General features: G+C 73.7%; 12 protein-coding genes and 1 pseudogene. 9 read left to right on the top strand and 4 right to left on the bottom strand.

Translation table 11 applies throughout. The features are described from left to right. Positions 1–8: 8 nt before the first annotated feature. Both ACZ6S8_RS32095 and ACZ6S8_RS32100 read right to left on the bottom strand, forming a co-directional pair. Positions 9–968: a nitrilase-related carbon-nitrogen hydrolase gene (locus ACZ6S8_RS32095; RefSeq protein WP_469460950.1), complete on the bottom strand. Its 960-nt coding sequence runs from the start codon at positions 966–968 to the stop codon at positions 9–11. Positions 969–1,117: 149 nt separating this feature from the next. After that, positions 1,118–1,516 (bottom strand): hypothetical protein, encoded by a 399-nt coding sequence (locus ACZ6S8_RS32100; protein ID WP_469460951.1) that lies wholly within the window; start codon positions 1,514–1,516, stop codon positions 1,118–1,120. Positions 1,517–1,726: 210 nt separating this feature from the next. On the opposite strand from ACZ6S8_RS32100, the gene ACZ6S8_RS32105 reads away from it, so the two are divergent. The 9 genes from ACZ6S8_RS32105 to ACZ6S8_RS32145 all read left to right on the top strand — a co-directional run bounded on the left by ACZ6S8_RS32105 (position 1,727) and on the right by ACZ6S8_RS32145 (position 11,954). Next, positions 1,727–3,403, top strand: coding sequence for an NAD(P)/FAD-dependent oxidoreductase (locus ACZ6S8_RS32105; protein WP_469460952.1), 1,677 nt, complete (start codon positions 1,727–1,729; stop codon positions 3,401–3,403). Beyond that, on the top strand, positions 3,400–4,911 hold the full coding sequence (locus ACZ6S8_RS32110) for an ATP-binding protein (protein ID WP_469460953.1): 1,512 nt from the start codon (positions 3,400–3,402) through the stop codon (positions 4,909–4,911). The genes ACZ6S8_RS32105 and ACZ6S8_RS32110 overlap by 4 nt, the downstream gene beginning before the upstream one ends. Next, positions 4,908–5,258 (top strand): UBP-type zinc finger domain-containing protein, encoded by a 351-nt coding sequence (locus ACZ6S8_RS32115; protein ID WP_469460954.1) that lies wholly within the window; start codon positions 4,908–4,910, stop codon positions 5,256–5,258. The genes ACZ6S8_RS32110 and ACZ6S8_RS32115 overlap by 4 nt, the downstream gene beginning before the upstream one ends. Positions 5,259–5,340: 82 nt before the next feature. Beyond that, the gene (locus ACZ6S8_RS32120; protein WP_469460955.1) at positions 5,341–6,126 is read left to right on the top strand and encodes a 3-hydroxybutyrate dehydrogenase; all 786 of its coding nucleotides are present in this window, start codon (positions 5,341–5,343) and stop codon (positions 6,124–6,126) included. A 153-nt stretch (positions 6,127–6,279) separates the two neighbouring features. Beyond that, on the top strand, positions 6,280–7,704 hold the full coding sequence (locus ACZ6S8_RS32125; protein WP_469460956.1) for an MFS transporter: 1,425 nt from the start codon (positions 6,280–6,282) through the stop codon (positions 7,702–7,704). A 61-nt stretch (positions 7,705–7,765) separates the two neighbouring features. Continuing rightward, entirely contained in the window at positions 7,766–9,745 is a 1,980-nt protein-coding gene (locus ACZ6S8_RS32130; protein ID WP_469460957.1) for a helix-turn-helix domain-containing protein, read from the top strand. A 16-nt stretch (positions 9,746–9,761) separates the two neighbouring features. Further along, complete coding sequence (locus ACZ6S8_RS32135) at positions 9,762–10,283, top strand: MarR family winged helix-turn-helix transcriptional regulator (RefSeq protein WP_469460958.1); 522 nt, start codon at positions 9,762–9,764, stop codon at positions 10,281–10,283. 149 nt (positions 10,284–10,432) lie between these two features. After that, the gene (locus ACZ6S8_RS32140) at positions 10,433–10,912 is read left to right on the top strand and encodes a hypothetical protein (protein WP_469460959.1); all 480 of its coding nucleotides are present in this window, start codon (positions 10,433–10,435) and stop codon (positions 10,910–10,912) included. Between the two features lie 136 nt (positions 10,913–11,048). Then, positions 11,049–11,954 carry an NmrA family NAD(P)-binding protein gene (locus ACZ6S8_RS32145; protein ID WP_469460960.1) on the top strand — a complete coding sequence of 302 codons (906 nt, stop codon included), beginning with the start codon at positions 11,049–11,051 and terminating at the stop codon, positions 11,952–11,954. Between the two features lie 9 nt (positions 11,955–11,963). Here ACZ6S8_RS32145 and ACZ6S8_RS32150 read toward each other — a convergent pair whose 3' ends face one another. Together ACZ6S8_RS32150 and ACZ6S8_RS32155 are read right to left on the bottom strand one after the other, a co-directional pair. Beyond that, the gene (locus ACZ6S8_RS32150) at positions 11,964–12,905 is read right to left on the bottom strand and encodes an MBL fold metallo-hydrolase (RefSeq protein ID WP_469461035.1); all 942 of its coding nucleotides are present in this window, start codon (positions 12,903–12,905) and stop codon (positions 11,964–11,966) included. 221 nt (positions 12,906–13,126) lie between these two features. Beyond that, a pseudogene (locus ACZ6S8_RS32155) lies at positions 13,127–13,347 on the bottom strand (L-cystine ABC transporter ATP-binding protein YecC); the annotation flags it as partial. Positions 13,348–13,437: the final 90 nt, after the last annotated feature.

Genomic DNA, 13,437 nt, shown 5'->3' on the forward strand with positions numbered 1-13,437 from the left:
GCCGCACCCTACGGGCTGTCCTGGCCGATCCGGGAGTCCAGGCGCTCGGTGAGCCGGCCGTAGAGCTCGGGGCGGCGGGTCCGCATCAGGCCGAACTCCAGCCAGTCGCGGCGCTGGTCGAGGTCGAGGTCGGCGACGAGCACGGCGGGGCGGTCGCGCGGGGCGCGGAGCACGACCCGGCCGTAGGGGTCGGAGATGAAGGAGGAGCCGTAGAAGGTGGAGCGGCCCTCGGTGCCCACCCGGTTGGGCACGATCATGAAGAGGGCGTTCGCCAGGCCGTTGGCGCTGATGGCGTGCTCCCACAGCGGGCGGGTGTCGAAGTCCGGGAGGTCCACCTCGGAGCCGATCGCGGTGGGGTGGACGAGTACCTCGGCGCCGTGCAGGGCGTAGGCGCGGGCGAGTTCGGGGAACCACTCGTCCCAGCAGGTGGGGAAGCCGAAGCGGGCGCCTTCGAGGGCGACGACCGGGAAGCCGCTGTCGCCGGGGCGGAAGCAGAGGTCCTCGCGGTAGCCGCGGAAGGCGGGGATGTGGTTCTTGCGGGTGCGCGCGACGAGCACGCCGTCGGGATCCACGCAGATGGCGGTGTTGTACCCGAGGCCGCCGTCCTGCGCGCGCTCGTAGAGGGAGGCGTGGACGGTGACGCCGAGGTCGGTGGCGAGCCCGGCGGCGAGGAGCGCGGTGGGTCCGCCCTCGACCTCCTCCAGGTAGCGGGCGGCGCCGTCCGCCATCGGGTCGTCGGTGTTGCAGAAGTAGGGGCTGCGGGTCAGCTCGGGCAGGCACACGACCGTGGCGCCCCGTGCGGCGGCCAGCGCCACGCCCTCGCGCAGCCGGGCGTCGTGCTCGTCCTCGTCGGGGTACCAGCGCATCTGGACGAGCCCGACGCGCAGCGGGTTGCGCTCGGCGGGCTCCGTACGGGCGGGTGAGCCGAGGGGGGAGCCGTAGGAGGTGAGGAGTTCGTACGAGGTCACGGGCGAGCCGCCTTCGGGAGTATCCTGACTGAAGTTTCAGTCAGAATGCGTGAAACGAGGGCACTCGTCAAGGGACGTGGGCACGCGACGAGGGACGTGGGCAGGCGACGACGCCGCGGGGCCGGCGTCGGAAGGCGGCCGCCCTCGCGTCAGCGCGGCCCGCTCCCGCCGCGCCGGCGGTTCCGGTACCGGGCGCGCCACCGCGCCAGGAGCTCCGCGGGCGTGCGGGGCGACGGCGTGGGCTCGGCGGGCCACTCCTCCTGCGGAGTCAGCGCAACGGTCGGCATGAGGTAGCGCATGTGCTCCGTCTCCAGCACGCAGAGGGGGATGCCGCCCGGGTCGTCGGGGTGCTCCAGCCGGACGGTGAACGGCCGCGGCGGCTCGGTGGTGAGCTCGCCCCGCACGAGGGTGACCGGGTCGCGGCCGGTGCGGACCGAGGAGACGACCTTCCCGTCGACGAGGACCTCGACGTGGTGGCGCGGCACGTCGCACAGGACGGTGATCGAGTGCCCGTCCTGGTCCAGGTGGAAGCGCTGATGGGCCGCCACGGCAGCCTCCCGGTCCGATGCTGCCCCCAGCGTACGACGCACCCCCCGTCCACCGCCCGGGGCGAACGATCCGACCGCGGCCCGGGGCGCTCGCGGTGCGCGGGGCGGGTCGTCCCGGGGCGAACCCGGACGATCGAACATACGATGGGCGGAAACCGGCGCGGTCGGCCCGCCGCGCCCTCGGTACAGGCCTCTCGGGGTGGGAGACGTATGGCACAGGTCGCCGACACCGCTCGGACCGTCATCCTGACCGTGGACGACGACCCGGGCGTCTCCCGTGCCGTCGCCCGCGACCTGCGCCGCCGCTACGGCGCCGCGTACCGGATCGTGCGCGCCGAATCCGGCGAGTCCGCCCTGGAGGCGCTGCGCGAGCTGAAGCTGCGGGGCGACCTGGTGGCCGTGATCCTCGCGGACTACCGGATGCCGCAGATGAACGGCATCGAGTTCCTCGAACAGGCCCTGAACGTGTACCCCGGCGCCCGGCGCGTGCTGCTGACCGCGTACGCCGACACCAACGCGGCGATCGACGCGATCAACGTCGTCGACCTCGACCACTACCTGCTCAAGCCCTGGGACCCGCCGGAGGAGAAGCTCTACCCGGTCGTGGACGACCTCCTCGCCGCCTGGCGCTCCAGCGACTACCGGCCGGTGCCGGCCACCAAGGTCGTCGGACACCGCTGGTCGGCGCGGTCGTCGAACGTCCGGGAGTTCCTCGCCCGCAACCAGGTGCCCTACCGGTGGTACTCCTCCGACGAGCCCGAGGGGCGACGGCTGCTGGAGGCGGCCGGAGCCGACGGACAGCGGCTGCCCCTGGTGATCACACCGGAGGGCACCGTGCTGGTCGAGCCGGAGGCGACCGACCTGGCCGCCCACGTGGGGCTCGCCACGACCCCCACCGCCGACTTCTACGACCTCGTCGTGATCGGCGGCGGTCCGGCCGGCCTGGGAGCTGCCGTGTACGGGGCCTCCGAGGGGCTGCGCACCGTCCTGGTCGAGCGGTCGGCGACCGGCGGACAGGCCGGACAGAGCTCCCGCATCGAGAACTACCTCGGCTTCCCGGACGGCGTCTCGGGCGCGCAGCTCACCGAACGCGCCCGCCGCCAGGCCGGCCGGTTCGGCGCCGAGATCCTCACCGCGCGCGAGGTCACCGGTCTGGAGGCCAACGGCGCGGCCCGCGTCGTCCGCTTCTCCGACGGCTCCACGGTCGCCGCGCACAGCGTCATCCTGGCGACCGGCGTGTCCTACCGGCAGCTCCACGCGCCGGGGTGCGACGACCTCACCGGCTGCGGGGTCTACTACGGCTCCTCGCTCACCGAGGCGTCGTCCTGCCAGGGGCAGGACGTCTACATCGTGGGCGGCGCCAACTCCGCGGGGCAGGCGGCGATGTACCTGGCCCGGGGCGCGAAGTCGGTGACGCTGCTGGTGCGCGGGGAGTCGCTGAGGGCGTCGATGTCGTACTACCTGGTCCAGCAGATCGAGGAGGCGCCGAACATCTCGGTCCGCCCCCGGACCGTCGTCGAGTCGGCGCACGGCGACGGGCACCTGGAGCAGCTGACGCTGCGCGACGTCGACACGGGCGCGACCGAACTCGTCGACGCGCAGTGGATGTTCGTGTTCATCGGCGCGGCCCCGCTGACCGACTGGCTCGACGGCACGGTGCTGCGCGACGAGCGGGGCTTCATCCTGGCCGGGCCCGACCTCACGCCGGACGGGCGGCCGCCCGCCGAGTGGGAGCTGGAACGGCCGCCCTACCACCTGGAGACCAACGTTCCCGGCGTGTTCGTCGCGGGCGACGCGCGAGCGGAGTCGGCGAAGCGCGTCGCGTCCGCCGTCGGAGAGGGAGCCATGGCCGTCATGCTCGTCCACCGGTACCTGGAGCAGTCGTGAGCGGCCGGGTCATGCCCTGCAGCCCGCAGGAGATCGCCTCGCTGTTCCTCTTCGAGAAGCTGTCCCCGCAGCAGCTGGGGAGGCTGTGCGCCGAGGGGGTGGTGGAGCGGTTCGAAGCCGGCCCGGTGTACACCGAGGGTGACCCGGCGACCTGCTTCTACGTGATGATCGAGGGCACCGTCGTCCTGTCCCGCCGGGTCGGCGGCGACGACGTGGAGGTGGCCCGGACCTCGCAGCGCGGCGTGTACTCGGGAGCCATGCAGGCCTACCTGGGGGACCGGGTGCCGCAGACGTACAACAACTCGATGCGGGTGACCGAGCCGACGCGGTTCTTCGTGCTCCCCGCCCAGTCGTTCTCGGACGTCATGCGGGAGTGGTTCCCGATGGCCGCGCACCTCCTGGAGGGGCTCTTCTTCGGCTCGAAGAGCGCCCAGCAGGCCATCGGGCAGCGCGAACGGCTGCTGGCACTCGGGTCGTTGTCCGCCGGACTCACCCACGAGCTCAACAACCCGGCCGCCGCCGCCGTCCGGGCCACCGCCACGCTGCGGGAACGCGTGGGCAGGATGCGGCACAAGCTGGCCGTCATCGCCCAGGGCTCCTACTCGCGCGAGGCCCTCGCCGACCTCATCGAGATCCAGGACCGCACCGCCGAACGCGTCGCAAAGGCTCCGGTGTTGAGTCCGCTGGAAGCCTCCGACCGGGAGGACGAACTCGCCGACTGGCTCGACGACCACGGCATCGCGGAGGGCTGGCGGATCGCGCCGACCTTCGTCCAGGCCGGTCTGGACACCGACTGGCTGGAGCAGGTCGCCGCGACCGTGGCCGAGGACATGCTGCCGGGGGCGATCGGCTGGCTCAACTACACCGTCGAGACCGAGCTGTTGATGGACGAGATCGACGATTCCACCACCCGCATCTCCCACCTCGTGGACGCCGCGAAGCAGTACTCGCAGCTCGACCGCGCCCCCCACCGGGTCGTCGACGTCCACGAACTCCTCGACAGCACCCTGCTGATGCTGTCCGGAAAGATCGGTCCCCATGTCCGGGTGGTCAAGGAGTACGACCGCACCCTGCCGGAAGTGCCCGCCTATCCGGCGGAGCTCAACCAGGTGTGGACGAACCTCATCGACAACGCCGTCTTCGCCCTTCGCAGCACCGGCGTCGACGGCACGCTGACGGTCCGCACGGCCCGGCAGGGCGACCGGCTGCTGGTGGAGTTCCGGGACACCGGGCCCGGTATCCCGGCGGACATCCGCAGCCGCATCTTCGACCCCTTCTTCACCACCAAACCGGTCGGCGAGGGCACCGGGCTCGGCCTGGACATCTCCTGGCGGATCGTCGTCAACAAGCACCACGGCAGCCTCCAGGTCGAGTCCGCGCCGGGAGACACCCGGTTCCAGGTGCTGCTCCCGCTGACCGACCCGGAACCCGGGGGAGAGACCGAGGCCGTTGCCGGGACCGAGCCCGAGGCCCGGCCCGGAACCGCTACCGAGGAGGAGCCCGCATGAGCGTCACCGACGGAATCGACCCGAGCGCCCCGCCCACCGGAACCGGCTGCGCCGACTGCGACGCGGCGGGCGGCTGGTGGTTCCACCTGCGGCGCTGCGCCCAGTGCGGCCACATCGGCTGCTGCGACTCGTCGCCCGGCCGGCACGCCACCGCCCACTGGAAGTCCACCGGCCACCCGCTCGTGCAGAGCTTCGAACCGGGCGAGCCGTGGTTCTGGGACTACGGCAGCAACGAGCTGTACGAGTCCGGCCCCGAGCTGGCGCCCCCCACCGGGCACCCCGCGGACCAGCCGGCGCCCGGGCCCGCCGACCGGGTCCCGCAGGACTGGAAGAAGCTGCTGCAGTAGGAGCCTCCACCACAGGACCGGGCCCGACTGTGGTGGTCGTACACATGGGAGCGGCGCGTGCCCGTCACGCATGCTTCCCGCCATGACAAGCGCAATCACCCTCCCGTCCGGGGGGACGCCGGCGCCCGGCCTTGCGGGCCGCACCGCCATGGTGACCGGCGCCGGCAGCGGGATCGGGCGGGCCTGCGCCGTGGCCCTCGCCGCCGCCGGCGCCCTCGTCCACGTGGTGGACGTCGACGCCCGGGCGGCCGCCGCCACCGCCGCGGAGGTCGGCGGCCGGGCGCACGCCGTCGACCTCGCCCGGAGCGGCCTCCTGGAAGAACTTCCCGCCGAGGTCGACATCCTGGTCAACAACGCGGGGTTGCAACACGTGGCGCCCCTGGGCGAGTTCCCGCCGGACCGCTTCGATCTGATGCAGCAGGTCATGGTCCGGGCCCCGTTCCTGCTGATACGGCGGACCCTGCCGCACATGAGCGCGCGGGGCTGGGGCCGGATCGTCAACATCTCCAGCGTGCACGGCCTGCGGGCCAGCGCGTTCAAGGCCGGATACGTGACCGCGAAGCACGCCCTCGAAGGGCTCAGCAAGGTCGCGGCCCTCGAAGGAGCGCCGCACGGGGTGACGAGCAACTGCATCAGCCCGGGCTACGTGCGCACTCCGCTCGTGGAGCGGCAGATCGCGGCACAGGCCGCGGCGCACGGCATCGACGCCGAGCGCGTGGTCGGCGAGGTCCTGCTCGGCCGCTCCGCGGTCAAACGGCTGATCGAGCCGGAGGAGGTCGCCGCCGTCGCCGTCTGGCTCTGCGGCCCGCACACCGGGTACGTCACCGGCGCGTCGCTCCCCGTGGACGGCGGCTGGACCGCCGCCTGATGCTCCGACGTGGGGGCCGTCCCGTGCCCTGAACCGCCCCCGTCCCCCGCCCATCGCCCATCGCCCACCGCCGCCTGTTCCTGCCCCGACCTCCGTACCCGTACCCGTACCCGCGCCCCGACCGCTCCCAGCCGAAAGGTGGTTGCCCCCGCCATGGCCCAGCCTCCCCAGCCGACCCAGCCATCCCAGCCGTCCCCGCCGACCCAGCCCTCCCGAGGCGGCATCGGCCGCGTCATCAGCGCCAGCCTCATTGGCACCACCATCGAGTGGTACGACTTCTTCCTGTACGGCTCCGCCGCCGCCCTCGTCTTCAACAAGCTGTTCTTCCCCAGCAGCGAGCCGCTGGTCGGAACCCTGCTCGCCTTCCTGACGTACGCCATCGGCTTCGCGGCCCGCCCCCTGGGCGGGCTGGTCTTCGGTCACTACGGCGACAAGATCGGCCGCAAGAAGCTGCTCGTCCTGAGCCTGCTCCTCATGGGCGGGGCCACCTTCGCCATGGGCCTGCTGCCCACCCACGCGAGCATCGGCGTCGGCGCACCGATCCTGCTGACCCTGCTGCGCCTGGTCCAGGGCTTCGCGCTCGGCGGCGAGTGGGGCGGCGCGGTCCTGCTGGTGTCCGAGCACGGGGACGACGAGCACCGCGGCTTCTGGGCCTCCTGGCCCCAGGCCGGCGCCCCCGGCGGGAACCTGCTGGCCACCGGCGTCCTCGCCCTGCTGGCCGCCGTCCAGTCCGAGGAGGCGTTCCTCGCCTGGGGGTGGCGCGTCCCGTTCCTGCTCTCCGGCGTCCTGGTCGTGATCGGCCTGTGGATCCGGGTGTCGGTCTCCGAGTCCCCCGTCTTCCTGGAGGCCCGGGCCAAGGCCGCCGAAGAGGCGGCCGCCGCGGGCGTCAAGGAGAAGCTGCCGGTCGCCGAGGTGTTCCGGTCGCACTGGCGGTCCGTCCTCACCGCGATCGGGACCCGTCTCGGGGAGAACATCTCGTACTACATCATCACCGCGTTCCTGCTCGTCTACGTCACCACCCACCTCGGCCTGTCGAAGAGTCAGGGGCTGAACGCGGCCCTCATCGGTTCCGCCGTCCACTTCGTCACCATCCCGGCGTGGGGCGCGCTGTCCGACCGCATCGGCCGGCGTCCGGTCACCCTGATCGGATCGATCGGCATGACCGGCTGGGCGTTCGTGTTCTTCACGATGCTGGACACCAAGTCCTTCCCGGTGATCGCCGCGGCCGTCACCATCGGGCTCGTCCTCCACGGCGCCATGTACGGACCGCAGGCCGCCTTCATCTCCGAGATGTTCGACACCGGGGTCCGCTACTCGGGTGCCTCGATGGGATCCCAACTGGCCTCCGTCATCGGCGGCGCGCTCGCCCCGATCGTCGCCGTCGCCCTCCTCGACGGCTACGGCTCGTCCCTGCCCGTCTCGGTCTACCTCGCCGTCGCGACCCTCATCACCACGCTGACCGTCCTGGCGGCCGGGGAGACCCGCGGGCGTAGCCTGGCGCGGGACCACGACCAGGCCGGCCCGGCGGTCCCCGGCAGCCGCCGGCCCGCGCACGAATCGATCCCCGCCGACAGGTGAGCTCCGGCCGCCCGCCGCGCCCCGCCGGCAGCGGCGGGCTTCCGAGCCACGGAGAGCGCCCATGTCCACCCCCGCCACGAACTCCGCTGCCGGACCGGCCCCGACCGCCCTGCGGCAGCTGCTGGACCTGCTGGAGCAGGGCGCGTCACCCGACCGGTTCGCGCGGGTCGCCGAGGCGGGCCGGGACGCGGCGGCCGATCCTTCGGAGGCCGCAGCCATCGCCGAGGCCGCCCAGGTGGCCCTGCGGATACGGCGTACGCTCACCCAGCACCGGCGCCGCGAGGTCGAGCTGGCCGCGCTCTTCGACACCGCGGGCGACCTGGCGGGCCTCAGAGACCTGGACGCCGTCCTGCGGGCGATCACGCACCGGGCCAAGCTGCTGCTCGGCACGGACGTCACGTACCTGTCCCTCAACGACGAGGAGGCGGGCGACACGTACATGCGGGTCACCGACGGCTGCATCTCGGCGGCGTTCCAGCGGGTGCGGCTGGGGATGGGCGAGGGCCTGGGCGGACTGGTCGCCGAGTCGGCCCGCCCCTACACCACCGGTGACTACGGCGAGGACCCGCGCTTCAGGCACACCGCGACGATCGACGCCGCCGTCACCGAGGAGGGGCTGCGGGCCATCCTCGGCGTACCGCTGCGCCTGGGCACCCGGGTGATCGGCGTCCTGTACGCCGCGGACCGCACGGCCCGTACCTTCGCGCCGGACGAGGTCGCCCTGCTCTCCTCCCTGGCCGACCACGCGGCGATCGCCATCGACGGCGCCCGGCTGCTGGACGAGACCCGTACCGCGCTGGTCGAACTCAACGAGGCCTCACGGACCATCGAGGCCCACAGCGAGGCCGTGCGGCGGGCCGCGGACGCCCACGACCGGCTCACCGACCTCGTCCTGCGCGGAGGGGACATCGCGGAGGTCGCGACGGCCATCGGAGCCGTCCTCCAGGGCGGGACGCTCATCCACGACGCGGACGGGGCCGAACTCGCCCGGGCGGGTGCGGACCCCCAGGTCCCGCCGGCGCGGGCGGTCGCCGCCTCCCGGGCCGGGGGACGGGCCGTTCCGGTGAACGGCACCTGGGTGTGCGCGGTCCTGGCGGGGCCCGAACTCCTCGGCAGCATCGTCCTGACCGGCCGCGCCGGCCTCGGGGAGGCGGACCGCCGCCTCTTCGAGCGCGCCGGCGTGGTCACCGCCCTGCTCCTGCTGCTGCGCCGCTCCGTCGCCGAAGCCGAGGACCGCGTACGCGGAGAACTCCTCGGGGACCTGCTCGCGCGGGCGGCGGACCCCACCAGCCTGGCCGCCCGGGCCCGCCGGCTCCGGGTGGACCTCGACCGCCCGCACGCGGTGTTCCTGCTCCATGCCGGTACGGTGCCCCGCAGGCGGCTGCTGGCTGCGGCCGCCCGGTCCGCGCAGAGCCGCGAGGGACTGGCGGGGCTGCACCACGACGACGTGGTGCTGGTCGCCCCGTCCGAGGCCCCCAGCGCCGACGCCCGCGCGCTGGCGGACGAGCTGGGCCAGGCCGTGGCCGCCCCGGTCACCGTCGGCGCCGCGGGGCCGGTCGGCGGAGCCGAGGGCTTCGCCGACGCCCACGCGGAGGCCCGCCGCTGCCTTGCGGCCCTGCGGGCCCTGGGCCACACGGGCACCGGGGCCGCACTGGCCGAACTGGGCTTCCTCGGCGTCCTGCTCGGCGACCGCACGGACCTCGGCGGCTACGTGGAGCAGACCCTCGGCCCCGTGATCGCGTACGACGCGAAGCGCGGAACCGATCTCCTGCGCACCCTCCACGCGTACTTCTCCGCCGGCATGAGCCAGTCCAGGGCGAAGGACGCCCTCCACGTGCACATCAACACCGTGGTGCAGCGCCTGGAACGCATCGGCCGACTCCTCGGTCCCGACTGGCAGTCCCCGGAGCGGGTGCTGGAGATCCAGCTCGCCCTGCGCATCGCCCGGGTCTCGGCGGCCGGTCTCGGCGACGGCCGCGGTGGCGGCGGAGCACGCCTGCGGCCGCACGGGGCCAATGCCCTTGACGGGGAAGGTAGTTAGGGGCCATATTAATGTCATGGACGCACGCGAAACCCTGCCCGAGGAGCAGCCGACCCTGGATCAGGCCCGACGCCAGATCCGGCACTACGGCCTCGACGCCGACCCGCAGGCCGTCTTGGTCGCGGTGCGGCTGATGGCTGCCGGAGCACGGCTCGGGCAGGCGAGCGAGGTCCACTTCTCCCGCTTCGGCCTGTCCACCGGGCGCTACCGGCTCCTCGCGGACCTGGAGGACAGCGAGGGCGAGAAGTCGCCGTCGCTCCTGGCCGCCAGCCTCGGCGTCTCCCGCGCGACCGTCACCGGGCTCATCGACTCCCTGGAGAAGGACGGGCTGGTCCTGCGCCGGCCGTCCGCACAGGACGGCCGTGCCTCGGTGGTCGTCCTGACCGCCCGCGGCGCACAGAAGCTGCGCGACCTGGCCCCCGAGCACTTCCAGCGCCTCCAGGCGATGGTGGCCGACCTCAGCGTCGAGGAGCGGACCGTCTTCCTCGACCTGCTCGCGCGCGTCACCCGGGGCATCGGGGCGCTGACCGGGCAGTAGCCGGTGCCGGTGCCCGCCTGGGCGCGATCCGCCTCCGCGTGAGCGGCCCATGCGTGCCGCCCCGGTGGGTGAGGTGTCGGGCGGGTCGTTTCGCATGACCATGTAGTTAGGTCCCTAATTATCATGTCGCAGTCGAAGGAGAAGACGTCGTGGGTACACGAAGAAGCGTTCCGATCGCCGGGGAGCGGCCGCCGCCGCGCTTCGTCCTCTGGCGCGAGGTGCTGGTCGCCTACGCCGCTCCGGCCCTCACCGCGGGTGCCGGGGGCCTGGTCTCCGGGCGGCAGGACCTGGCCGTGGCCGCCCTCACCTCCATCGCGGGCACCTCGGCACTCGTCGCCGCCCTCACCGGCGCCCGGCTCCGGCGTACGGGCCTCGGATCCCGCCGGCCCGTCTCCCTGCCGAAGCCGGTCCTGGCGGCGGGGGCGGGACTCCTGGCGGCCGCCGTCGCGGCCGGAGCCGCACACCTCGCCGTCGAGGGGCTGGCGGCGTGGCCGATTCCGGCGCCGTTCGCGTTCCCGCCCGGCTCGCCGTGGCCCGAACGGCTCCGACTCGACCTCCCGCTGTCCGCCGCCCTCGCCGCCGCCATCATCACGTGGCGCTGGCGCGGAGCCATGCGCGGCGCGCGCTGACCGGGGTCACCCCACCGCTGCGGATCCCGCGGCCGGGCACGCCACGGCCACACCACTCCACCCGCTCCACCGTCACCCGCCACCTCTGCCGGCCCCGCGCGACCCGCGCACGGGGGCCGCAACGGAAGGACACCGAATGATCGTCGTCATGGGCGCCACCGGCGCCACCGGAAGCGCACTGCTGCACCGTCTGGCTCAACTCGACGTACCTGTCCGGGCTTTGAGCCGCGACCCCGACCGGCTTCGCAGCCGCCTGGCAAGCGCCGTCCTCGCGCGGACCGAGGTCATGGCCGCCGACGCCGCCGACCCCGCGTCCCTGCGGGCCGCCTTCACCGGCGCGAGCCGGCTGTTCCTCACCATGGCCAACGGCCCCGCCCAGGTCGCCCTGGAGACCAACGCGATCGCCGCGGCCGCCGACAGCGGCATCCGGCACATCGTCAAGATCTCCGCGCCCGGCGCCGGCCCCGACTCTCCCGTGGCCGTCGCCCGCGGGCACCACGTCGTCGAGGAGGCCCTCCGCGCTTCGGGGGTCACGGGCACCGTCCTGCGCCCCTACGCGTTCCTGCAGAAGCTGCTCCTGCTCGCGCCCGGGGTGGCCGGGGGCGGTGTCTTCCACGGCGCGATGGGGGGCGCGGCGTGCAACTACATCGACTGCCGGGACATCGCCGACGTGGCGGCCGCCGCACTGGCCCGGCCCGAATTCGCCGGCCGCACCTACACCCTCACCGGCGACCGGACGTACTCCCACCCCCAACTCGCCGCCGTGCTCGGCAACCTGCTGGGCCGCGACGTGCGGTACGTCGATCTCAGCGGCGCGGACCTGCACCGTCACCTCACCACGGCCGCCGGCATGCCCGACTGGCTCGCCGCCCACGTGGTGGAGATCCAGCGCATGGCCACCACCCACCCGGAACAGCCCGACGGCACCGTGTCCCGCATACTCGGCCGGCCGCCGCGCACCCTCGAAGCCTTCCTCCGCGAGCACCTCGACGTCTTCCGGGACGGCAGGCCGCTGTCGGCGGGGACCGGCGCACCGAACTGACCGCGACGGTCAGCGGGGTGCGGTCGCGGGGACGAGCCGGAAGGCGTCCCCGTCGCGCCGTACCAGACCGGCGGTCGGCGACGGGAAGTGGCTGCCCAGCAACAGGGTGTCCGTACCGGCGAGTTCGGTGAGGAGCCGGGTCCTGGTGCGCACGGCGGCCTCCGGGTCCGTGTCGACGCAGCTGCAGAGGGCGGGGTCGGCGAGCTGCACCGGGTGGTGGATGCAGTCGCCGGTGATGACCGCGCGCCGGCCACCGCTGTCCAGTACGACGGCGACCTGCCCCGGCGTGTGCCCGGGGGTGGCAACGAGGGTCAGTCCGGGCAGGAGCTCCGTACCCCCCTCCGCCACGTCCACCAGGTCGAGCAGGCCGTGCGCGCGCACCGGCTCGACGGAGTCGTCCAGCATCTGGCGCCGGCTCGCGTCCATGTCCACCCGCGACCAGTAGGCATCTTCGGCGGCCGCGGTCACGTAGCGGGCGCGGGGGAACGTGGGCTGCCAGGAACCGTCCGCCCCCGGGCGAGTGTTCCACCCCACGTGGTCCGCGTGGAGGTGGGTGAGGATCACGAGGTCGACGCTCTCCGGAGCGAAACCGGCGGCCGTCAGCCGCTCCAGGTACCGGGTGTCGAGCTGGTTCCAGGCCGGGTTGGCACGGGTCTTCCCGTTGCCGATGCCGGTGTCGACCAGGACGCGCAGCCCGCCGATCTCCAGCGCGAAGGTGTGCACGGCCAGCCGGAGCAGGTGGTCGGGACCGGCGAACGACGGTGCGAGCCACTCGACTCCCGCCACCACCTCGGGGGTCGCGCCGGGCAGCAGCCAGGGGCCGGTGGCCGGGGGGAGGGGGAGCTCGTCGACGCGGTGGACGGCGATGTCGCCGATCTGCCAGTGGGACACGGGAGTTCTCCTGCGAACACGAGGGTGAAGGTGGCCGGGGGCGCCGGCCGGCCATGTCATCGGCGCGACCGCCCGGTCCATCGCGGTCTCCGGGCCGGGCGCCTCCCCGCCGTGCCCCGGGACGCGTGGTCGGCCTGGCACTCATACCGTCACTTTAATGCCACGGTTGAGCGTCAAGGTCGGGCCGGCCGCACGACCCAGGACGGGCCCGGCCGCTCTTCTCCTCGCCGGATCCCCGGCTCCGCCGGCCGGCACGCTCGCGCGCGCCTGGACCGGGCGCGTCACGGGGTGACGTGCAGTAACCCCTCCGTGCGGGCGTGGGCCGGGGCGTCGAAGGCGCGCGCCGGGGGCCCGCCTCCAGGACGCGGCCGTGGTCGAACATGAGGACCCGGTCGGAGATCTCCCGGGCGATGCCCGTCTCGTGCGTCACGCACAGCATGGTGATGTCCGTGCTCCGGGCCACGTCGCGCAGCACGTCCAGCACCTCCGCGCCCAGCTCGGGGCGGGCGAGGTGGGGAAGAAGGAGACCCGGCCGCGGGTAAGAACACCGCCGCGGAGCGCGGGGCCCGGATCATCGCCGCCACCGATACCA

Source organism: Streptomyces sp. NPDC048461 (assembly GCF_055587105.1).

Coding starts and splice junctions, on each gene's coding strand:
- ACZ6S8_RS32105 (WP_469460952.1), top strand. CDS start 1,727: ATGGCACAGGTCGCCGACACCGCTCGGACCGTCATCCTGACCGTGGAC.
- ACZ6S8_RS32115 (WP_469460954.1), top strand. CDS start 4,908: ATGAGCGTCACCGACGGAATCGACCCGAGCGCCCCGCCCACCGGAACC.
- ACZ6S8_RS32120 (WP_469460955.1), top strand. CDS start 5,341: ATGACAAGCGCAATCACCCTCCCGTCCGGGGGGACGCCGGCGCCCGGC.
- ACZ6S8_RS32125 (WP_469460956.1), top strand. CDS start 6,280: ATGGCCCAGCCTCCCCAGCCGACCCAGCCATCCCAGCCGTCCCCGCCG.
- ACZ6S8_RS32130 (WP_469460957.1), top strand. CDS start 7,766: ATGTCCACCCCCGCCACGAACTCCGCTGCCGGACCGGCCCCGACCGCC.
- ACZ6S8_RS32135 (WP_469460958.1), top strand. CDS start 9,762: ATGGACGCACGCGAAACCCTGCCCGAGGAGCAGCCGACCCTGGATCAG.
- ACZ6S8_RS32145 (WP_469460960.1), top strand. CDS start 11,049: ATGATCGTCGTCATGGGCGCCACCGGCGCCACCGGAAGCGCACTGCTG.
- ACZ6S8_RS32150 (WP_469461035.1), bottom strand. CDS start 12,905: ATGACATGGCCGGCCGGCGCCCCCGGCCACCTTCACCCTCGTGTTCGC.